Source organism: Streptomyces sp. NBC_00306, assembly GCF_036169555.1.
Lineage (GTDB): Bacteria > Actinomycetota > Actinomycetes > Streptomycetales > Streptomycetaceae > Streptomyces > Streptomyces achmelvichensis.
On record NZ_CP108032.1, the window covers coordinates 3,429,495 to 3,449,204 of the forward strand.

Below are 19,710 nucleotides of genomic sequence, written 5' to 3' on the forward strand. Positions count from 1 at the left end.
TAGCCGATTCCGCCGAGAGTGTGGGCGCAACGGCGTGGCCCCGCCGGATCGTGACCACCGGACGCGGGCGGCTCGGCGGGCCGCGCGACCGGCCGATTCACGAGCAATGGACAGAATTGTGCATTTTGTGCGAAGAACGTGGAACCCGATGAGTGAAGCGGTCCCCTGGCTGCTCATGAGCGGAGAGTGCCATGGATACGGTGTGGTTGATCGTCATCATCGTGGTTGCTGTGATCGTCGTCGCGCTGCTCGCCATGACCGCGCAGCAGACCACGCGGCGCCGACGCCTCCAGGAGCGTTTCGGCCCCGAGTACGACCGCGCGGTGCAGCACGGCGAGAGCCGTCGAGAGGCCGAGCGCGACCTCGCCGCACGGGAACAGCGGCATGAGGATCTGCAGATCAGAGCGCTGCCGCCGGCGACCCGGGACCGGTACGCGCGGGACTGGAACGCGGTGCAGGAACGGTTCGTGGACAGTCCCGACCAGGCGGTGGGCGAGGCGGACCGGCTGGTGATCCTGCTGATGGGCGAACGCGGATACCCGACCGAGGGCTACGAGCAGCAGACGCGCGACCTGTCGGTCGATCACGCCCGGACGCTGGAGCACTACCGGACCGCCCATGAGATCAACAGCCGGGTCGGCGTCGGGAACACCTCCACCGAAGAGCTACGGAGCGCCATGGTCCACTACCGCGCGTTGTTCGACGAGCTGTTGAGGGACGAGACCGACAGCTCACCCGACACCGGCCGACGACAGCCGTGAGCAAGGGAGAGTGACATGCAGCGAGAAGGCGGACTCGGGCGAGAGAACCCCGGTCGTTTCGCACCGGGCGAGGAGAAGCTGTCCACCGAGGACATCGCCAGGACGGACACGGAAGCGGCGGAGCCGCCCCGGCTCGCGGCGCCCTCCGCACCAATGAGTCCCCCGGCGAAGCCGGCGATGCCGGACCGGCGCAAGGAGATGACCGACGCCCCGCCCGCGGAACCCGGCGAGCGCACCGCCCCGGCCACGGATGACATGGGGCCGTCGGCGACCGAGAAGACCTCGCGGAAGACGGACACCCCGAGCCACGACGAAGAGGCCGTGCCGCTTCTGGACTCCGGCACGGAAGGCGACATGCGCTCCCGCTGGAGCGACATCCAGCAGGGCTTCGTGGACGACCCGCAAGCGGCCGTACGATCCGCGGACGCTCTGGTCGCCGAGGTCATGCAACTGCTCGCCACCACCTTCGCCGAGCACAAGGACGGCCTGGAGAAGCAGTGGCATCAGGGCAACGAGGTCGCCACCGAGGACCTGCGGATCGCGCTGCGCCAGTACCGGTCCTTCTTCGACCGGCTGCTGACGACCTGATCCGGCTCGTCTGCGGACCGGGGGTCCATCGCGCCCTGGGCGGACATCAGTTGGGGCCGGCGGGACGGTTCGCGGCCGGACAACAAGAGAGAGCCTCTGTCGGATCACTCCGACAGAGGCTCTCAGCTGCGGTGGACCTGTGGGGATTTGAACCCCAGACCCCCTCGATGCGAACGAGGTGCGCTACCAGACTGCGCCACAGGCCCTTGCAACGAGTGAAACTCTAGCATCCCCATCGGGGTGCTTGGAAATCCGTTCCTTCGCTGGTCACGAGGGTCACTCGTTGGCGGCGCGGGGCCGGTCCTGGTCCGCGTACTGGTCGAACAGCGGGGTGCGGCCGCGGTCGCGCGAGGAGCGGCGGGGCTGCGGTGCGCGGCGGCTCGGGGCCGGTTCCGCCTCCTCGGCCTGGTCGGCCGCGGGCTCCGCTGTCGAGGAGCGGGCGGAGCTCCAGGTCTCCGGGTCGCTCATGTCCACACCGCTCGTCGCCCGCGGGGCGACGGGTGCCGTGACATACGTCGGCAGGGGCACCGGGACCGGGTCCCAGCTGTCACCCGTCGCCGGGCCGCGGTCGCGCTGCTGGTCCACCCACTCCGCGTGGTCGGTCTGCTCGACCAGCGCCCGGCGGCCCGCCTCCTGCGGCGAGAGCCTGGCGGCGTCGGGCTCCGGGCGGGCTTCGGGCTCCTCGTCCGGCTCGGCGGAGGAGGCGGCCGCGGCCTGGTGCCGGCGGGGCCGGTTCTCCCGAAGCCGCTGCGCGGCGATCTCCGCACGGCGCCGGTCCATGACCACCACGAAGCGCCGTCGCTCCTGCGCGCGCAGATGCATGATGTACGCGCTGAGAAGGACGGCGGGAACACCGGGCGCCCAGAGGAAGCCGAGTCCGCCGACCGCCGCCACCACCGCGCCCACCGTGAAGGCCAGGAACAGCATCACGGTGGTGCGTCTGCGACGGGCGAGCACCTTGCTCCGCCGTGCGCGCTCGGCGGCCGGGCCGCTCTGGCGCGGACGGCGGGAACGGGGGGCGGGGACCGGGATCCGGGCTTCGGTGCGGGGCGCGGCGAAGGCCCGGACGTCCACGGAACTCATCGGGTCCGTGGCGACATCCGGGTCCGCGTCGGGTTCGTTGCGCCCTTCGCCCGGCCGCCTTGCCTCGTCGGCGTCGCCGTGTGACGGCTCCGCCGATTCGGCGGTGCGTTCCCGCAGCTCCCTGGCGTACCGGCGCTCCATCGCCCCGCGTCCGGACAGCAGCCGGATGGCGGTGGAGAAGCGTTCCGTCGGACGGGCTTCGTTCAGCTCGTCCTGCCTGCGGAGCCACATCGGCACCAAGTAGGCGGCCCAGGCCCCGACGATGACTGCGTAGATGAGGCCGCTGCTGCTCACGCATCACACCGTAGAGGGATTCGCGCAAGGGCATCCGCCAATTGGCCCGGTGTGTCGCACGATCCGGCTGATATCACTGACTTTTTTTGCGATTGTTCAGATCAACGCATGGTCGGTGCCGATCAATTTCGAACGTTTATTTTATTTCTCGAGGTGTTCCCGGTCGCGCCCGGTGCCAGCGACGGAGCAGTCCGTCGGGGACCTCCTCGGCCGTGAGCGCGAAGACCAGGTGGTCCCGCCACGCACCGTCGATGTGCAGATACCGGGGGCGCAGACCCTCTTCCCGGAAACCGAGTTTCTCCACGACGCGGCGGCTCGGCACGTTCTCCGGCCGAATGCAGACTTCCATCCGGTGCAGTCCGACCGAGCGGAAGCAGTGATCCACGGCGAGCGCCACCGCGGTCGGCATCACCCCGCGGCCGGCCACCTCGCGGTCGACCCAGTACCCGACATGGCCCGAGCACATCGAACCCCAGGTGATGCCGGCGACCGTCAACTGGCCGACCAGCCTGCCCTGGTACTCGATGACGAACGGCAGCATCCGGCCCGCGTTGGCCTCCGCCCGCAGATGCCGGACCATCTGCCGGTACGTGGGGCGCTGCGTGAGCGGTGCGCCGGGCCCGGGCGGCGGGATCGTCGCCTCCCAGGGCCGCAGCCAGTCACGGTTGCGCCGGTTGACCTCGCGCCAGCTCCGCTGGTCGCGCAGCTTTATCGGGCGGAGGACGATGTCGCCGTCCGCCAGGATGACCGGCCAGGGCGCGTTCAGGTCGGACTCCCCGGACTCGGATGGTCCCCGCCGCGGAGCTGGTCGACGGCGTGCGGCAGCAGCGGTTCCAGCACCGCCATCCCGTCACGCACCCCGCCGGTCGAGCCGGGCAGATTGACGATCAGGGTGCGGCCGGCGACACCGGCGAGGCCGCGGGACAGCACGGCCGTCGGCACCTTCTCGCGCCCGTACGCGCGGATCGCCTCCGGGATGCCGGGGACCTCGTGATCGATGACGGACCGGGTGACGTCGGGGGTGCGGTCGGTCGGCGAGATGCCGGTGCCGCCGGTGGTGAGGATGACGTCGTAGCCGGCGGCGACACCCTCGCGCAGGGCCCGCTCGACCGGCTCGCCGTCCGGGACCACGCGCGGGCCGTCGACCCGGAAGCCGAGCGCGGTCAGCCCCTCGACGAGCACGGGGCCGCCCCTGTCCTCGTAGATCCCGGCGGAGGCGCGGTTGGAGGCGGTGATCACCAGGGCTCGGCGGACCGCGTCGGGGCCGGGGCCGTGACTGTGGCTGCGCACCTCTCCGGCGCGTACCGCCCGGATCACTGCCGGCTCCAGTCGCCGGACTTGCCGCCGGTCTTCTCCTCCACCCGGACGTCCGTGATCACGGCTGCCTTGTCCACGGCCTTGACCATGTCGACGACCGTGAGAGCGGCGACCGAGACGGCGGTCAGCGCCTCCATCTCGACGCCCGTGCGGTCGGTGGTCCTGACCGTCGCGAGGATCTCGACGGCGTCGTCGGCGACGGCCAGGTCGAGCGTGACGCCGGAGAGGGCGAGCGGGTGGCAGAGCGGAATCAGATCGGGGGTGCGCTTGGCGCCCATGATCCCGGCGATACGGGCCGTCGCCAGCGCGTCCCCCTTGGGGACGCCCTCACCCCGGAGCAGTTCCACGACGCGTGGGGAGACCAGGACCCGGCCGCTGGCCCGGGCGGTGCGTGCGGTGACGTCCTTCTCGGAGACGTCGACCATACGGGCCGCCCCCGCCTCGTCGATGTGCGTCAGCCTGCCTTGGGTACTCATGTCGGTGCGCTGCTCCCGTCCGGGCCCTCGGGGCCTGTGTGGGCAGACACGGTACCGCCACGGTAAGCAGGTCAGCCGAGGAGGACCACCTCGACATCCGCGCCGGGCTGGACCGAGGTGTCCTGCTCCGGGACCACGATCAGGCAGTCGGCGTGCGCGAGGGCGGCGATCAGATGGGAACCGGAACCGCCCACGGGAGTGACGGCGCCCGAGCCGGAGTCGTACGCACCCCGCAGGAACTGGCGCTTGCCGGACGGTGAGGTGAGTGCTTTGTCGGCCTTCAGGGTCGCGCGCGCCGTCGGCCGCCGGACGTCCGCCAGGCCCATCAGGCTACGGATCGCCGGGCGGACGAACAGCTCGAACGAGACGTACGAGGAGACCGGGTTGCCCGGCAGCGCGAGCAGCGGGGTGTGCTCGGGGCCGATCGTGCCGAAGCCCTGCGGCTTCCCGGGCTGCATGGCGAGCTTGCGGAAGTCGATGCCACTGCCCGGGACGTCCTCGTCGCCGACCGAGGACAGGGCCTCCTTGACCACGTCGTACGCGCCGACGCTGACGCCGCCCGTCGTGACCAGCAGGTCCGCGCGGATCAGCTGGTCCTCGATGGTCGCGCGCAGGGTCTCGGCGTCGTCCGTGACCGCGCCGACCCGGTAGGAGATGGCGCCCGCGTCCCGCGCGGCCGCGGCGAGCGCGAAGCTGTTGGAGTCGTAGATCTGGCCCTCGCCCAACTCCTCGCCGGGCTGGACCAGTTCGCTGCCGGTGGAGAGCACGACGACGCGCGCACGGGGCCGGACCCGCACGGTGCCGCGGCCGATCGCGGCGAGCAGGCCGATCTGCGGCGGGCCGAGCACCGTGCCCGCCGCGAGGGCGAGGTCGCCGGCCTTGACGTCGCTGCCGCGGGAGCGGACATGGGCGCCGGCCTCGGCGGACCGGTGGACCCGGACCTCACCGCTCGCGCCCTCGGGGGACTCGCCCGCCGGGCGCATCGTGGTGGCCGCTCCCCCGCCGGTGCCGCCGTCGGTCCACTCGACCGGGACGACGGCCTCCGCGCCCGGAGGCAGCGGGGCGCCCGTCATGATCCGCGCGGCCTGGCCGGGGCCGACCGTCGGCAGCCCGCCGCTGCCGGCCGCCACATCGCCGATCACGGTGAGGACGGCGGGGAACTCCTCGGTGGCGCCCCGCACATCGGCCGTCCGGACGGCGTACCCGTCCATGGAGCTGTTGTCGAACGGCGGCAGGGCGACCGGGACCGTGACGTCCTCGACGAGGACACAGCCCTGGGCGTCCGGCAGTTGCAGCTCGATCGGGTCGAGCGGGCGGATCGCTGCGAGGATGTCCTCGAGGTGGTCGTCCACCGACCAGGTCGTGCTGCTCACCGTGTTACATCTCCTCGGTCACAAAACTGCGGAGCCAGGTCCGGAACTCGGGTCCCAGGTCATCACGTTCGCACGCCAGTCTGACAATGGCCCGCAGATAGTCGCCTCGATCGCCGGTGTCGTAACGGCGGCCCTGGAAAACGACGCCGTGCACGGGGCCGCCGATCGTCTCGTCCTCGGCGAGCTTCTCCAGGGCGTCGGTCAGCTGGATCTCGTTGGAGCGGCCGGGCGCGGTCTCCCGCAGTATGTCGAAGACGGCCGGGTCCAGGACGTACCGGCCGATGATGGCGAGGTTCGACGGGGCCTCGGACGCCTCCGGCTTCTCGACCAGCTGGGTCACCTTGACCACGTCGCTCTCGCCGGTGGCCACGACGGCAGCACAGCCGTACATGTGGATCTGGGCGGGGTCGACCTCCATGAGGGCGATGACGCTGCCGCCCTCCCGCTCCTGGATCTCGACCATGCGGGCGAGCAGCGGGTCGCGCGGGTCGATGAGGTCGTCGCCGAGGAGGACGGCGAAGGGCTGGTCGCCGACGTGCGGTGCCGCGCACAGGACGGCGTGACCGAGGCCGCGCGGATCGCCCTGGCGCACATAGTGCATGGTGGCCAGGTCGCTGGACTCCTGGACCTTCTTCAGCCGGCTCTCGTCGCCCTTGCGGGTGAGCGCCTGCTCCAGCTCGTAGTTCCGGTCGAAGTGGTCCTCCAGCGGCCGCTTGTTCCGGCCCGTGATCATCAGCACGTCGGAGAGACCGGCGGAGACCGCCTCCTCGACGACGTACTGGATCGCGGGCTTGTCGACGACAGGCAGCATCTCCTTGGGAGTGGCCTTCGTGGCGGGCAGGAACCGCGTGCCGAGACCGGCGGCCGGGATGACAGCCTTGCTGATCCTGGGCTTCGGAGGAGTCATGCGCTGCACAATAACCGGTGAGTATGGGCTGAAGATGAGCCTCCGGTTAACTTCCTTCTCATAAAGACGTATACGAGAGGTTTGTGAAGTCACCATGTGCAGTGACTTGTCCGGAAAGAGTGCGGTTCGCCGTGAACTCCTGGACGCACGCGGCCTCCTGTCCCCCGAGGACGTCCGCGCCGCCGCCGCGGTCCTCGCGCGACAGGCGCTCGCCCTGCCCGAACTGGCCGAGGCGGCCACGGTCGCCGCGTACGTCTCGGTCGGCCGCGAACCGGGCACCCGCGCGCTGCTCGACGCGCTGCGCGCCCGCGGCGTACGCGTGCTGCTGCCCGTCCTGCTGCCGGACAACGACCTGGACTGGGCCGTGTACGAGGGCGCCGAGCAACTGGTGCGCGCGGGGCGCGGGCTGCTGGAGCCGGACGGGGCGCGGCTCGGGCCGGATGCTGTGCTGGAGGCCGATGCCGTGCTCCTTCCCGGGCTCGCCGTGGACGGACAGGGGATGCGGCTCGGCCGCGGGGGCGGCTCCTACGACCGGGTGCTCGCCCGGCTCGCGGCGGCCGGCGCCGATCCCGCGCTGGTGGTGCTGCTGTACGCGGACGAGGTGGTCGCGCACGTTCCGCGGGAACCGCACGACCACCCCGTCCATGCCGTCGTCACACCCGATGCCGTCAGGCGTTTCGGGGAATGAGCTTCAGGGTGTCCACCGTCTTCGCGGACACCGCCTGCTCGCTGAAGGACCAGTCGAGCAGTTCGCCGTCGGCCCACTTGTCCGTCTGATCGGTGTAGTGCGCGCTGTAGGCGTGCCCGGAGGCACCGGTCAGGTTGATCCAGCCCGACTTGTCCCAGTCCCCGACGGTGACGACCATCCGCATCGACGGCACCCAGACGACGTCGTAGCCGCCCGCCGCGTTCCAGCCGGTGGCGTTGACCGCGGCCTCGCCGCCGCCCAGGTTCCACGGGCCACGGTTGAGCACGAACTGGAGGAAGCCGGGGCCCTCGGTGCCGAGCGTCTGGTTCTTCAGCGTCAGCTGGTGCAGACGGCCCCAGCTCCAGCGGGAGGCGTCCTTGCCCAGCTCGGCGGTCAGCTCCCAGCGGGCGTCGTCCATCGCCCGGGCGAGCAGCTCGTCACGGGTGTCGGTCGGCTTCTCCGTACGGTTGCCCGGCGAGTGCCACCACGGGTTCTTCTCGTCCTTGAGTATCCGGCGCACCACCTCGAACCAGCGGTCCCCGCCGTCCGGCTGAGCCGTGTCCGTGTCGCGCTGGCCGCACTCGCGCACCCGCTCGGTGAGCTCGTCCTCGGGCGCCGTGCTGTCGGCGGGCAGGACGTTCAGGCACTGCCCCTCGACGCGCAGCTCCTTGGGCAGCTTGTTGCCGAAGGCGAGCTTGAGGACGTTGCGCCAGACCGCGTTGAAGTAGGCGGCGGCACCGGAGTCGGGCTCCTGGGTGTAGCGCCAGCCCTCCAGCAGCTTCTGCGCCTCACGGACGTACGGGTCCGAGATGTCGATCTTCAGCAGATACGGCGTCAGCAGCTCGGCGATCTCGCTGCTGTTGTCCATCTGCATGGTGCGCATGTCTTCGGTGGAGATCTTGCCGCCACCCTGGATCTTCGTCTCGATGAGGTCGTTGATCCGCTGGCTCCGGGCGCCGTAGCCGTAGTCCTCGGTCAGCAGGTAGGGGTACTTCTCCGCGTCGATCACCGCCTGGTTCGCGGTGACGATGTAGCCGCGGTCCGGGTTCTCCTCGAACGGCAGCTCGTCGTAGGGGATGTACCCCTTCCACTTGTACGCCGGGTCCCAGCCGGGAGCGGGCACCGAGCCGTCGCCCTTGGCGCGGACCGGGATCTTGCCGGGCGCCTGGTAGCCGATGGTGCCGGCGGAGTCCGCGTAGACGAGGTTCTGCGAGGGGACCTCGAAGTTCTTGGCCGCCGCACGGAAGGTCTTGAAGTCCTTGGCGCGGTTCAGCTCGAACACCGCGTCCATCGACTTGCCCGGCTGGAGCGCGGTCCACTGGAGTGCCACGCCGTAGCCGGTGGCGCGGTCGGGGGCGTTGGTGACCGGCGCCTGCTGGCCGACCTTCTCCAGTTCGGTGCTGCGGTCGGAGACCAGCGGGCCGTGACCGGTGGAGCGGACGGTGATCGTCTTGCTCTTGCCCCCGGCGACCTTGATGACCTCCTTGCGGGTGGTCAGCTTCTTCTGCTGGTTGCCGACCTGGTAGCTGTCGCCGCTGATCTTCTCGAGGTAGAGGTCGGTGACGTCCGCGCCGAGGTTGGTGAAGCCCCAGGCAATGTTCTGGTTGTGACCGATGATCACGCCCGGCGTCCCGGAGAAGGTGTATCCCGCGGTGTCGTACTGGCAGGAGGCCGAGACCTTCCGGCAGTGCAGGCCCATCTGGTACCAGAGCGAGGGCAGCTGGGGCGCCAGGTGCGGATCGTTGGCCAGCATCGGCTTGCCGGTCGTCGTGTACTTGGAGGAGACGACCCAGGAGTTGGAACCGATGCCGTTGCCGTTCGGGCCGAGCAGCTCCGGGATCGTCTCGAGGGTCTTCGAGAGCGCCGAGAGCTGGGAGTTCAGGCCCTGCGCGGCGTCGGCCGCACTGCCGCCGCCGTTGTTCAGACCGCTGCCGGTGCCCTGGCCGGAGCCGTTGTCGCCCGAACCGTTCCCCGTGCCGTCACCCGTACCGTTGTCGCCGTCGCCGCCGGAGGACCCGTCCGACTCGCCGGAGGGCTTGACCTCGGGGTCGAACTTGCCCGTGACCGGGTCGATGCCGCCCTTGTCCACGATCGGCTTGTTCCGGTCGTACGGATAGTCCGGATACAGGTCCTTGATCTGCTTCTGGTCGAGCCGGCTCGTCAGCAGCGAGCGGTCGATCTCCTCCTGCATGTTGCCGCGCAGGTCCCACGCCATCGCCTTGAGCCAGGCCACCGAGTCGACCGGCGTCCAGGGCTCGGGCTTGTAGTCGTTGGTGAAGGACAGGGCGGCGTACTCGACGGAGAGTTCCTTGCCGTCCTTGCCCTTCAGATAGGAGTTGACGCCGTCGGCGTAAGCCTGGAGGAACTTCTTCGTCTGCGGCGACAGGATCTTGTCGTACTCCTGCTGCGCGACCTCGCGCCAGCCGAGCGTGCGCAGGAAGGCGTCCGTGTCGACCTGGCCGGAGCCGAACATCTCCGAGAGCCGGCCGGCCGTCATGTGGCGGCGGACGTCCATCTCCCAGAAGCGGTCCTGTGCCTGGACGAAGCCCTGGGCGCGGAAGAGGTCCTCGTCGGTGTCCGCATAGATCTGCGGGATGCCGAAGTCGTCGCGTTTGACGTCGACCTGGCCGCTGAGTCCGTCGATTTCTATCGACCCGGTCGTCTGCGGGAACGAGGCGCGCACCGTACTGATGCTCCAGTACGTGCCGAACCCGATACCCGCCAGAAGCGCCAGCACCAGGACGATCACGAGCAGGCGGGCGCGTCGCCCCTTCTTCTTCTTGGGGGAAGAGGCGGTTGTGTTGGCGGGCATCGCTGTCCTTCGAGGCGCAGGCTGATCCTGGGAGTGCTGGAGCAACCATAGGCGCAGCGTCGAGGCGGTCCGGACGCGGTATCCGTAAGCAGGCCAACGGACCGATCCCTCGAACAGGTGATCCAGGGCGTCAAGAAAACGTTAAAGATTAGGTAAGGTAACGAAGTGTCGCCTGCTGGAGGAGCGCTCCGGCACGTAGGCGCGAGGGGAAGGATCGGCCACTGACTGTCCACCAGCTCAACGAACTCCTGCTCATCTGCTCGCTGATCCTGCTCTTCGCCGTGGCTGCGGTCCGCGTCTCCTCGCGCAGCGGGCTTCCCAGCCTGCTGCTGTATCTCGGGATCGGCGTCGCCATCGGGCAGGACGGCATCTTCGACGTCACCTTCAACGACGCCGAACTGACGCAGGTGATCGGCTATGCCGCGCTCGTGGTGATCCTGGCCGAGGGCGGTCTGGGCACCAAGTGGCAGGAGGTCAAACCCGCGTTGCCCGCGGCGGTCGCGCTGTCGACCGTCGGCGTCGCGGTGAGCGTGGGCGTCACCGCCGCCGGCGCCCACTATCTCGTCGGCCTGGAATGGCGGCAGGCGCTCATCATCGGCGCGGTGGTCTCCTCGACCGATGCTGCGGCCGTCTTCTCCGTCCTGCGCAAGGTCCCGCTGCCCTCCCGGGTGACGGGTGTACTGGAGGCCGAATCCGGCTTCAACGACGCCCCCGTGGTGATCCTGGTGGTCGCGTTCTCCGCGGCCGGTCCGGTGGACGAGTGGTACGTCCTCGTCGGCAAGATCGCGCTGGAGCTGGCGATCGGCGCGGGCATCGGACTGGCGGCGGGCTGGCTGGGAGCCTTCGGACTGCGGCATGTGGCGCTGCCCGCGTCGGGTCTGTACCCGATCGCGGTGATGGCGATCGCGGTGGTGGCGTACGCGGCCGGCGCCATGGCCCACGGCAGTGGATTCCTCGCCGTCTACCTGGCCTCGATGGTCCTCGGCAACGCGAAACTGCCGCACGCGCCGGCCAACCGCGGCTTCGCCGAGGGCCTCGGCTGGATCGCCCAGATCGGCATGTTCGTCCTGCTGGGCCTGCTGGTCACCCCGCACGAACTGGTCGACGACTTCTGGCCGGCCGTCGTGGTCGGCCTGGTGCTGACCATGGTGGCGCGCCCGGTGTCGGTCATGATCAGCCTGCTGCCGTTCCGCATCCCGCGCCAGGAACAGGTGCTGATGTCCTGGGCGGGCCTGCGCGGCGCCGTGCCCATCATCATCGCCACCATCCCGATGGTGGCGGCCGTGGAGGGCAGCGACCGAATCTTCAACATCGTCTTCGTGCTGGTCGTCGTCTACACCCTGATCCAGGGGCCGACGCTGCCGTGGCTCGCGAAGTGGCTGAAACTCGGCTCCACGGACGCCGCCGACCTGGGCGTCGAGTCGGCGCCCCTGGAGCGGCTGCGCGGACATCTGCTCTCGGTGTCCATCCCGGAAGAGTCGAAGATGCACGGCGTGGAGGTCGCGGAGCTGCGGCTGCCGGCGGGCTCCGCGGTGACCCTGGTCGTGCGGGAGGGCAAGAGTTTCGTACCGCTGCCCTCGACCGTGCTGCGGCGGCGCGACGAGCTGCTGGTCGTGGCGACGGATCCGGTCCGGGACGCGGCCGAGCGACGCCTGCGGGCGGTGGGGCAGGGCGGCAAGCTCGCGGGGTGGCTGGGGACGGGGGGGCTCAGCTGACGGGGCGGGGGCTTGTTCGGCGTCGGGTGCTTGTTCGGCGTGGGTCCGGGGGGCGGGGCCTGGGTGCTTGTGGCGCGGGTTCTTGTGCGGCGTCGGGTCCCTGGGGCGGGGGTGCTTGTGGCGCGGGTTCTTGTGCGGCGTCGGGTCCCTGGGGCGGGGCCCGGGGTGCTTGGGGCTCGGTTCTTGTGCGGCGTCGGGTCCGGGGGCCCTCCGGGCTCGACTGCTCGGGGTCGGCGGCGTACAGGTCTGTTGTCTTGAGCACCCGGGTGTTGCCGCCGATCCCCTGCGGGGACGACCCTGCACGCCCCCCTGCCGGCGGTCGAGCACGTGCCTCGTTGCGGTGCGGGCACACGCGAAGCCGAGCCCGTTCGGGCAGCGGATGAGACGGGCTCGGCGCCGCTTTGCGTACGTCCGATTAATCCCAGGTGTACATCCAGGAGTGTGGCGCATTTCCCAGGCACGGCACCCCGCACCACCTGTACCATGAAGGCACACTTGATCGACCAACTCTGCCTGACGCAGAGCTGGCGCGACCGTATGGCGGCCGGCGTGCCCCTTCCATGGGCCCTGGCATCTACCGCAGTTCCGCGCAAGAGGACAGCTCTCGGCGGCTCCCGTACATCCAGGGGAGCGCTACCAGGCGGCAGAAAGGCACGGACCGTGGCATCCACGGTCACCACCGGCAAGCGCCCGGGCTACGGGCAGCTGCTGCGCACTCCCGGCGTCTGGACCTTCCTGCTCCCCGGCTTCGCCGCACGACAGCCCTTCGCGATGCTGACCATCGGCATCGTCCTGCTGGTCCAGCACACGACCGGTTCGTACGGCACCGCCGGAGCCGTCGCCGCCGTCACCGGTGTCTCCATGGCACTGTTCGCACCGCAGAGCGGCAAGCTCGCCGACCGTTTCGGCCAGCGCGCCGTCCTGCTGCCGGGCGTCCTGGTGCACGCCGCGTCCGTCGCGGCCCTCACCTCTCTCGCGCTGGCGGACGCCCCCCTGTGGGCGCTGTTCGCCGCCGCCGTTCCGGCCGGTGCCTCGGTGCCGCAGATCGGCCCGATGGTGCGTGCCCGCTGGGCCGCCAAGCTCGAACGTTCGCCGCTGATGCCGACGGCCGCGGCCTTCGAGTCCGTCACCGACGAGTTCACCTTCGTCGTCGGACCGGTGCTCGCGACCGCGCTCTGCACCGGCGTACACCCGGCGGCCGGCCTGATCGCCGAAGCCGCCCTGACCCTGGCCGGCGGTCTGCTCTTCGCGGCCCAGAGCCGTACGCAGCCGGCCGTCCGTCCCCTCACCGCGGACTCCGCACCGCGCGTCTCCGCACTGTCCGTGCCGGGCGTACGGGTCCTCGCGGTGGCCTTCCTCGGCATCGGGTCCGTCTTCGGCGGCATGCAGGTCTCGCTGACGGCCTTCTCCGAGGAGATCGGCAACCCCGGCGCGAACGGACTGCTGTACGGCGTCTTCGCTGCCGGCAACATGCTCGCCGGCATCGCCTGCGGCGCGATCGCCTGGAAGAGCAGCCCGCGCCGCCGCATGATCCTCGGCTACACCGGGCTCACCCTGGCGGCCTCCCTCCTCTGGTCGGTCCACTCGGTGGCCCTGCTCGGCGGACTCGGGCTGATCGTCGGCCTCTGCATCGCTCCGGCGCTGATCAGCGGCTACACGCTGGTGGAACCGCTGGTCCCGGCCACGGCCCGCACCGAGGCCTTCACCTGGCTCACCGGCGCGGTGGCCCTCGGCCAGGCGGCGGCCGTCACGGTGGCCGGACGACTGGCCGACGCGCACGGCGCGAGCGCCGGATTCGTCGTCCCGCTGGCGGGCACCGCACTCGCCCTCGTCACCTTGCTGGCCCTGCGTTCACGGCTCTCACCGAAGAACCCGGGACGCATCATGGCGCGTGGCGTCGGTCACCGAGTGCCGGTGGCGGTGGACTGATCCAGCGGAATACGTCACTATGGACCGTCGTTAGCACTCATTGAGTGAGAGTGCCAGGAGGAAGACCAGTGCCGACCTACCAGTACCAGTGCACCGAATGCGGCGAGGGCCTCGAGGCGGTGCAGAAGTTCACCGATGATGCCCTGACCGTGTGCCCCAACTGCGAGGGACGCCTCAAGAAGGTGTTCTCAGCCGTCGGCATTGTCTTCAAGGGTTCGGGCTTCTACCGCAACGACAGCCGCGGCTCGTCGTCCAGCAGCTCGCCGTCGTCGACGTCGTCCTCGTCGACGGGCACGAAGACCTCGGAGTCGAAGACGTCCGACTCGAAGACGTCGTCTTCTTCGTCGTCATCGTCGTCGTCCTCGTCCGGCTCTTCCAGCAGCTCGAGCTCGTCGTCGAGCTCCGGCAGCTCGGCCGCCTGACCCACTGCTTTCGTTCCGAGGACCCCGCCGTTCCGTACGGCGGGGTCCTCGGCGTATTCGTGCTCGGTTGCGTTTCGTCGCGGCGCTCCTGCCGGGCTTCGTCGGGGTCTGACCTACGGCCCTGCTCTCGGCCCTCTGCCGCGTCGATAGTGTGATCGGTATGGCGAACGCGAACGCAGAGATCGGCGTGATCGGCGGCTCCGGCTTCTACTCCTTCCTGGAGGACGTGACCGAGGTCGAGGTCGATACCCCGTACGGCAGTCCGAGCGACTCCCTCTTCCTCGGTGAGGTGGCCGGCCGGAAGGTCGCCTTCCTGCCCCGGCACGGACGCGGGCACCACCTCCCGCCGCACCGCATCAACTACCGCGCGAATCTGTGGGCCCTGCGCTCGGTCGGCGCACGGCAGGTGCTCGGCCCGTGCGCGGTGGGTGGGCTGCGCCCGGACTACGGGCCCGGCACGCTGCTCGTTCCGGACCAGCTGGTGGACCGGACGAAGGCTCGCGAGCAGACGTACTTCGACGGGCTCCCGCTGCCCGACGGAAGCATCCCCAACGTCGTGCACACGACCTTTGCCGACCCCTACTGCCCCGCGGGGCGTGCGGTCGCCCTCAAGGCGGCGCGCGGGCGGGAGTGGGAGCCGGTGGACGGCGGAACGCTCGTGGTCATCGAGGGACCGCGCTTCTCCACGCGTGCGGAATCGAAGTGGTTCGCGTCGGCGGGCTGGTCGGTGGTCGGCATGACCGGACACCCGGAGGCCGTGCTCGCCCGTGAACTGGGTCTCTGCTACACCTCGTTGACACTGGTCACGGACCTGGACGCGGGCGCCGAGACCGGGGAGGGCGTCTCCCACACCGAGGTGCTGCGGGTCTTCGGCGAGAACGTGGGGCGGCTGCGCGAGGTGCTCTTCGACGCGGTGGGCGCGCTGCCGGCGAACGAGGACCGGGACTGCCTGTGCACGCACGCGCACGACGGCTGGGACCTGGGGATCGAACTGCCCTGAGAGGGGCGGTGGTTGATCGGGTAGCTGGGGTGGGTCGCCCGCCGGGGTGAGGGAGTTGTCCACATGCGGTGGACCGTCCACAGGCTCCGGCGGGAGGCGCGTGAGAGGTGGATCGTGAGGACCGTTCGGTCCTTCGACTCCCCTTCTCACGACAGGTGGTATGTGCCATGTCGCTCCTGCCTCCCTCTTCCGCGCCCGCTCCCACGGGCGTTCCGCCCTTCGCTCCGCTGCGCGTGCGCGGCGGAGCACATCGCCTGCGGCGGGCGATGCGTCGCCGCCGAAGGGCGCTCGCGGCCGGTCTCGCCCTGACGGCGGCGGCCCTTGCGGCATCGGGCGCCCGGGGAGCGGACGCGCCCGGTGGCGGGGCCCATGCGGCCCCTCCGCCGCGAGCTCCGAAGCCCGCCGCCGAGATGGTGTCCGCCCCCGTCCGGATCGCGGATGCGGCGACCGTCCGGCTTCTGCGGCCGGGCGACCGGGTGGATGTGATCGCCGCGCCCAACTCCCCCGCGGGGCAGGGGACACCGGATGCCCGAGTCGTCGCCACCGGCGCCCGGGTGGCCGAAGTACCGGGCCCGGCGGACTCCACCGCCGACAGCGGCGCCCTGGTCGTGCTGTCCGTTCCACGGGCCACCGCCGCCCAGCTCGCCGGCGCGGGCACGACCTCCCGTCTGGCGGTGACGGTGTGCTGACCCCGACGCGAGCGACGAGACCCCGGTGGTCGGTCACCAGTCGCACTGGCGTGCCGTCAGGTCACCTCCCCTCCCCTCGGCGATTGGACAGTACGACCGGGCGCTGTCGTAGGTTGCGAGGGTTTGTTTCGGTGACCTGCACATGCGAAGAAGGGTTCATTGGTGAGCGAGAAGAAGGTCAGCGTCCTGGAGGGCTTCAAGGCCTTCCTGATGCGCGGCAATGTCATCGACCTGGCCGTCGCGGTCGTCATCGGCGCGGCATTCACCCAGATCGTGAACGCCGTGGTGAAGGGCGTCATCAACCCGCTGGTCGGCGCCTTCGGCACCAAGAACCTCGACTCCTACAGCTCCTGCCTCAAGGGAACCTGCCGGGAGGTGAACGGCGAGATCGACGGCATCAAGATCATGTGGGGTTCCGTCCTCGGCGCGACGCTCACCTTCCTGATCACGGCCGCCGTCGTCTACTTCCTGATGGTGCTCCCGATGTCCAAGTACCTGGCCAGGAAGGCGGAGCGGGACGCGGCGAAGGAAGGCGCGAAGGAGATCGTCGAGCTGAGCGAGCTGGAGGTGCTCAAGGAGATCCGCGACGCCGTCGTGGCTCAGTCGCAGCGCGGTTCGGGGCACGACCGCCCCTAGGTGTATTGCCCTGGAGCGCGCCGGTTCGGAGGGGGTGGGCTCGGGCGGGGCGGCTCGGACGTGGTGGGGCTCAGATGTGGTGGGGCGGCTTCTCGTCGAGGAAGCGCGCCAGATCATCGGCGCTCCCACCGCTCGCGGAGGGCCGCTCGCCCCACCCACGGTCCGTATCGTCCGAGGACTGCTGGTCCAGCGGATCGTCGAAGTCGATCCTCGGCTTCGGGGGCTGCTGCCGGGGCTGCTTCGCGTCTCGCGGTCCGGGGGCGGGGGCGGCACTCATGCCTCCAGGGTACGGCGACGGCCAGGCCCCTCCTCGCGGCCGAGGCCCGGCCCGCGACCATGACCCACGCCCGGCCCGTGGTCGCGACCCACGCCCGGTCCGTGGTCGCGACCCACGCCCGGTCCGTGGTCGCGACCCGAACAGCACGATCCGGCCGGGCCCGGTCCGATCGCCGGGCCCCTATCCAGCCCCAGTCCCCGATCCAGCCCCTGCTCGCGGCCCGAGCCGCGTCCGGACCGCATGGGATCGGCCCGCATCCCTGGCCGCACCCGGGTTCGCTCCTCGCCTGACGCCCCGCGCACCGGTGCCGCACCCCGGACGCGCGGGACGGGATGGTCGCCGCGCGTCTGGGTGCCGCGCCTCTGGGTGCCGGGGCGCGCCCGCTCTGCTGTGCTGGGTACATGACGTCCTCAGCCACCGGACCCGGCTTCGGGCCACTGCGCCGTATGACTCCCCGCAGTCGCGACGAGGAGCACCGCTCGGCCACACCGCTCGAGCTCTTCTTCGATCTGTGTTTCGTCGTCGCCGTGGCCCAGGCGGGCCTTCAGCTCGTCCACGCCCTCGCCGAGGGCCACCCCGGCACCGGCGTCATCGGCTATGCCTACGTCTTCTTCGGCGTGTGGTGGGCCTGGATGAACTTCACCTGGTTCGCCTCGGCGTACGACTGCGACGACGTGCCCTACCGGATCGCCACGTTCTTCCAGATCGCCGGCGTCCTCGTCTACGCGGCCGGGGTGCCCCGGGCCTTCAACGACAACGACTGGACCGTTGCCGTCGTCGGGTACCTGATCATGCGCGCGGCCCTGACGACGCAGTGGCTGCGAGCAGCCGCCGCCGAGAGCGGCCCGGCCAGAAGGACGACGCTGACGTACGCGGCCAGCCTGGTGGTGTGCCAGGCCGGCTGGGTGGTTCTGCTGTTCGTGCCGGACGACTGGAAGCGCTGGTTGTTCCTCGTCGTGGTCGTGGCCGAACTGCTGATCCCGATGATCGCCGAACGCAACCATCAGACGCCGTGGCACGCTCACCACATCAGCGAGCGGTACGGCCTGTTCACCCTGATCGTGCTGGGCGAGACGATGGCCGCCAGCACCGTCGCCGTGCAGTCCGCGCTGGACGAGAACGAGGCTCTCGGGAAGCTGCTGCCCATCGCGGGCGGCGGTCTGCTGATCGTGTTCTCCGCCTGGTGGATCTACTTCGCCGTGCCGGCCCACGAACGGCTGGTCTCCAACCGGCAGGCCATCCCCTGGGGCTACGGGCACCTCCTGATCTTCGGGTCGGCCGCCGCGATCGGTGCCGGCATCGAGGTGGCGGTCGAGCACGCGATCGGCAAGGCCCACATCAGCTCCTTCGCCGCGGCGGCGGCCGTCACCGTCCCGGCGGCGCTGTTCATGTTCATGGTCTGGCTGCTGCACGCGCGCTACTTCAAGCGCGGCAAGGCGCAGCAGCTGGACCTGCCGGCGGGCGCGGCGGTGATCCTCGCCTGTACGTTCGCGGGTGATGCGGCCGTCCTGCTGGCAGGGCTGGCCTCGGCGGCCACGGTGGCCGTGGGCCTGTTCCTGAGCACCCAGCACCCGGACGCCTATCCCCGTGATACGCAAGGGACATGACCCAGTCAGCGGACAGGACCCGCCACGACGCACTGACCGATGTGGCCGGGCTGCGCGTCGGCCACGCGCGCGTGGCGGCCGACGGCGCGCTCAGCGGTACCACCGTCGTCCTCGCTCCCGAAGGCGGGGCGATCGCGGCTGTCGACGTGCGGGGAGGCGGCCCCGGTACACATGAGACGGACGCGCTCGACCCGCGCAATCTGGTTCAACGGATCGACGCCGTGGTCCTGACCGGCGGCAGCGCCTTCGGGCTGGACTCGACGGCCGGTGTGATGGCCTGGCTGGAGGAGCAGGGGCGGGGCGTTCCGGTCGGCGGACCCGGCCGGGTCGTTCCCGTGGTGCCGGCCGCCTGTGTCTTCGACCTGGGCCGCGGCGGTGACTGGAAGGCGCGGCCCGATGCGTCGACCGGGCGGGCGGCCGTCGAGGATGCCGCTCGCACCGAGACCGGCGCACCGGTCGCGACGGGCGGCGTCGGGGCAGGCACGGGCGCTGTGATCGGCGGCCTCAAGGGCGGTGTCGGCACGGCGAGCACGGTGCTCGACTCCGGCGTCACGGTCGCGGCCCTCGTGGTCGCGAACGCGGCGGGCTCTGCGGTCGATCCGGCCACCGGCGTGCTCTACGGGCAGTACATCCAGGGGCCGGTGCGGTATCCGACCGCGGAGGTGCACGCGGCCGCGACCCGGCGGCTGGAGGAGGCACGGGCGGCGGGCGGCCCACCACCGCTCAACACCACCCTTGTCGTCGTCGGCACCGACGCCGCCCTCACCCGCGCCCAGGCGCAGAAGCTCGCGGGCACCGCGCACGACGGCATCGCGCGCGCCGTACGGCCGGTGCATCTCCTCAGCGACGGCGACACCGTGTTCACCCTCGCCACCGGTGCGATGCCGCTGGATGCGGCGAATCCCCTCGCGCTCAACGACGTTCTCGCGGCCGGCGCGGACGTGGTGACGCGGGCCATCGTGCAGGCGGTCCTCGCGGCACAGGGCATCGAGGGACCGGGCGGGGTCTTCCCCGCGTACCGGGAGCTGTACGACATCGGCAGACCTACGTGACATGACGGCCCGTCGAGTGCGGGGAACTTCACAATGAGCCCCTTCGTTTTCCAGAACGCAGGACACGTTGTCAGACCCAGGGGC

General features: G+C 70.6%; 19 protein-coding genes and 1 tRNA gene. 11 read left to right on the plus strand and 9 right to left on the minus strand.

The features are described 5' to 3' along the window. Positions 1-191: 191 nt before the first annotated feature. Positions 192-761 carry a hypothetical protein gene (locus OHA05_RS15040; RefSeq protein ID WP_313945809.1) on the plus strand — a complete coding sequence of 190 codons (570 nt, stop codon included), beginning with the start codon at positions 192-194 and terminating at the stop codon, positions 759-761. Positions 762-776: 15 nt separating this feature from the next. Continuing rightward, positions 777-1,349 carry a hypothetical protein gene (locus OHA05_RS15045; RefSeq protein ID WP_328860856.1) on the plus strand — a complete coding sequence of 191 codons (573 nt, stop codon included), beginning with the start codon at positions 777-779 and terminating at the stop codon, positions 1,347-1,349. A gap of 132 nt (positions 1,350-1,481) precedes the next feature. On the opposite strand, the gene OHA05_RS15050 is transcribed toward OHA05_RS15045, so the two are convergent. The 7 genes from OHA05_RS15050 to galU form a co-directional block, all read right to left on the minus strand. After that, positions 1,482-1,555, minus strand: a tRNA-Ala gene (locus OHA05_RS15050). A 70-nt stretch (positions 1,556-1,625) separates the two neighbouring features. Continuing rightward, positions 1,626-2,726, minus strand: a complete 1,101-nt coding sequence (gene sepX, locus OHA05_RS15055) for a divisome protein SepX/GlpR (protein WP_313945807.1) — start codon at positions 2,724-2,726, stop codon at positions 1,626-1,628. Positions 2,727-2,862: 136 nt separating this feature from the next. Then, the gene (locus OHA05_RS15060) at positions 2,863-3,492 is read right to left on the minus strand and encodes a GNAT family N-acetyltransferase (protein WP_313948970.1); all 630 of its coding nucleotides are present in this window, start codon (positions 3,490-3,492) and stop codon (positions 2,863-2,865) included. Beyond that, entirely contained in the window at positions 3,489-4,016 is a 528-nt protein-coding gene (locus OHA05_RS15065) for a MogA/MoaB family molybdenum cofactor biosynthesis protein (protein WP_313948969.1), read from the minus strand. The genes OHA05_RS15060 and OHA05_RS15065 overlap by 4 nt, the downstream gene beginning before the upstream one ends. 23 nt (positions 4,017-4,039) lie before the next feature. Next, positions 4,040-4,519, minus strand: a complete 480-nt coding sequence (gene moaC / locus OHA05_RS15070; protein ID WP_313945806.1) for a cyclic pyranopterin monophosphate synthase MoaC — start codon at positions 4,517-4,519, stop codon at positions 4,040-4,042. A gap of 71 nt (positions 4,520-4,590) precedes the next feature. Then, a complete protein-coding gene (gene glp, locus OHA05_RS15075) occupies positions 4,591-5,892 on the minus strand; it encodes a molybdotransferase-like divisome protein Glp (RefSeq protein ID WP_328860857.1) in 1,302 nt (433 codons plus the stop codon). 4 nt (positions 5,893-5,896) lie between these two features. After that, complete coding sequence (gene galU, locus OHA05_RS15080) at positions 5,897-6,799, minus strand: UTP--glucose-1-phosphate uridylyltransferase GalU (RefSeq protein WP_328860858.1); 903 nt, start codon at positions 6,797-6,799, stop codon at positions 5,897-5,899. Positions 6,800-6,893: 94 nt separating this feature from the next. Here galU and OHA05_RS15085 point away from each other — a divergent pair, with 94 nt between their 5' ends. Further along, positions 6,894-7,487: a 5-formyltetrahydrofolate cyclo-ligase gene (locus OHA05_RS15085; RefSeq protein ID WP_313945803.1), complete on the plus strand. Its 594-nt coding sequence runs from the start codon at positions 6,894-6,896 to the stop codon at positions 7,485-7,487. Here OHA05_RS15085 and OHA05_RS15090 read toward each other — a convergent pair. Beyond that, entirely contained in the window at positions 7,468-10,299 is a 2,832-nt protein-coding gene (locus tag OHA05_RS15090; RefSeq protein ID WP_328860859.1) for a penicillin acylase family protein, read from the minus strand. The two genes, OHA05_RS15085 and OHA05_RS15090, sit on opposite strands and share 20 nt — an antisense overlap. Positions 10,300-10,565: 266 nt before the next feature. Here OHA05_RS15090 and OHA05_RS15095 point away from each other — a divergent pair, with 266 nt between their 5' ends. The 6 genes from OHA05_RS15095 (at position 10,566) to mscL (ending at position 16,690) form a co-directional block, all read left to right on the plus strand. After that, positions 10,566-12,014: a potassium/proton antiporter gene (locus OHA05_RS15095; protein ID WP_328863399.1), complete on the plus strand. Its 1,449-nt coding sequence runs from the start codon at positions 10,566-10,568 to the stop codon at positions 12,012-12,014. A 660-nt stretch (positions 12,015-12,674) separates the two neighbouring features. Further along, complete coding sequence (locus OHA05_RS15100; protein WP_328860860.1) at positions 12,675-13,943, plus strand: MFS transporter; 1,269 nt, start codon at positions 12,675-12,677, stop codon at positions 13,941-13,943. A 68-nt stretch (positions 13,944-14,011) separates the two neighbouring features. Continuing rightward, the gene (locus OHA05_RS15105; RefSeq protein ID WP_328860861.1) at positions 14,012-14,365 is read left to right on the plus strand and encodes an FmdB family zinc ribbon protein; all 354 of its coding nucleotides are present in this window, start codon (positions 14,012-14,014) and stop codon (positions 14,363-14,365) included. Between the two features lie 160 nt (positions 14,366-14,525). Beyond that, positions 14,526-15,365, plus strand: coding sequence for an S-methyl-5'-thioadenosine phosphorylase (locus OHA05_RS15110; RefSeq protein ID WP_328860862.1), 840 nt, complete (start codon positions 14,526-14,528; stop codon positions 15,363-15,365). A gap of 167 nt (positions 15,366-15,532) precedes the next feature. Beyond that, positions 15,533-16,054: an RcpC/CpaB family pilus assembly protein gene (locus tag OHA05_RS15115; RefSeq protein WP_328860863.1), complete on the plus strand. Its 522-nt coding sequence runs from the start codon at positions 15,533-15,535 to the stop codon at positions 16,052-16,054. A 162-nt stretch (positions 16,055-16,216) separates the two neighbouring features. Then, positions 16,217-16,690: a large conductance mechanosensitive channel protein MscL gene (mscL, locus tag OHA05_RS15120; RefSeq protein WP_313945797.1), complete on the plus strand. Its 474-nt coding sequence runs from the start codon at positions 16,217-16,219 to the stop codon at positions 16,688-16,690. 70 nt (positions 16,691-16,760) lie between these two features. On the opposite strand, the gene OHA05_RS15125 is transcribed toward mscL, so the two are convergent. Continuing rightward, positions 16,761-16,967, minus strand: a complete 207-nt coding sequence (locus OHA05_RS15125) for a hypothetical protein (protein ID WP_313945796.1) — start codon at positions 16,965-16,967, stop codon at positions 16,761-16,763. A gap of 401 nt (positions 16,968-17,368) precedes the next feature. On the opposite strand from OHA05_RS15125, the gene OHA05_RS15130 reads away from it, so the two are divergent. Then, positions 17,369-18,574: a low temperature requirement protein A gene (locus tag OHA05_RS15130; RefSeq protein WP_313945795.1), complete on the plus strand. Its 1,206-nt coding sequence runs from the start codon at positions 17,369-17,371 to the stop codon at positions 18,572-18,574. Continuing rightward, positions 18,571-19,626 (plus strand): P1 family peptidase, encoded by a 1,056-nt coding sequence (locus tag OHA05_RS15135; RefSeq protein ID WP_328860864.1) that lies wholly within the window; start codon positions 18,571-18,573, stop codon positions 19,624-19,626. Before OHA05_RS15130 ends, OHA05_RS15135 begins: the two co-directional genes overlap by 4 nt. The last annotated feature ends 84 nt before the right edge of the window (positions 19,627-19,710 follow it).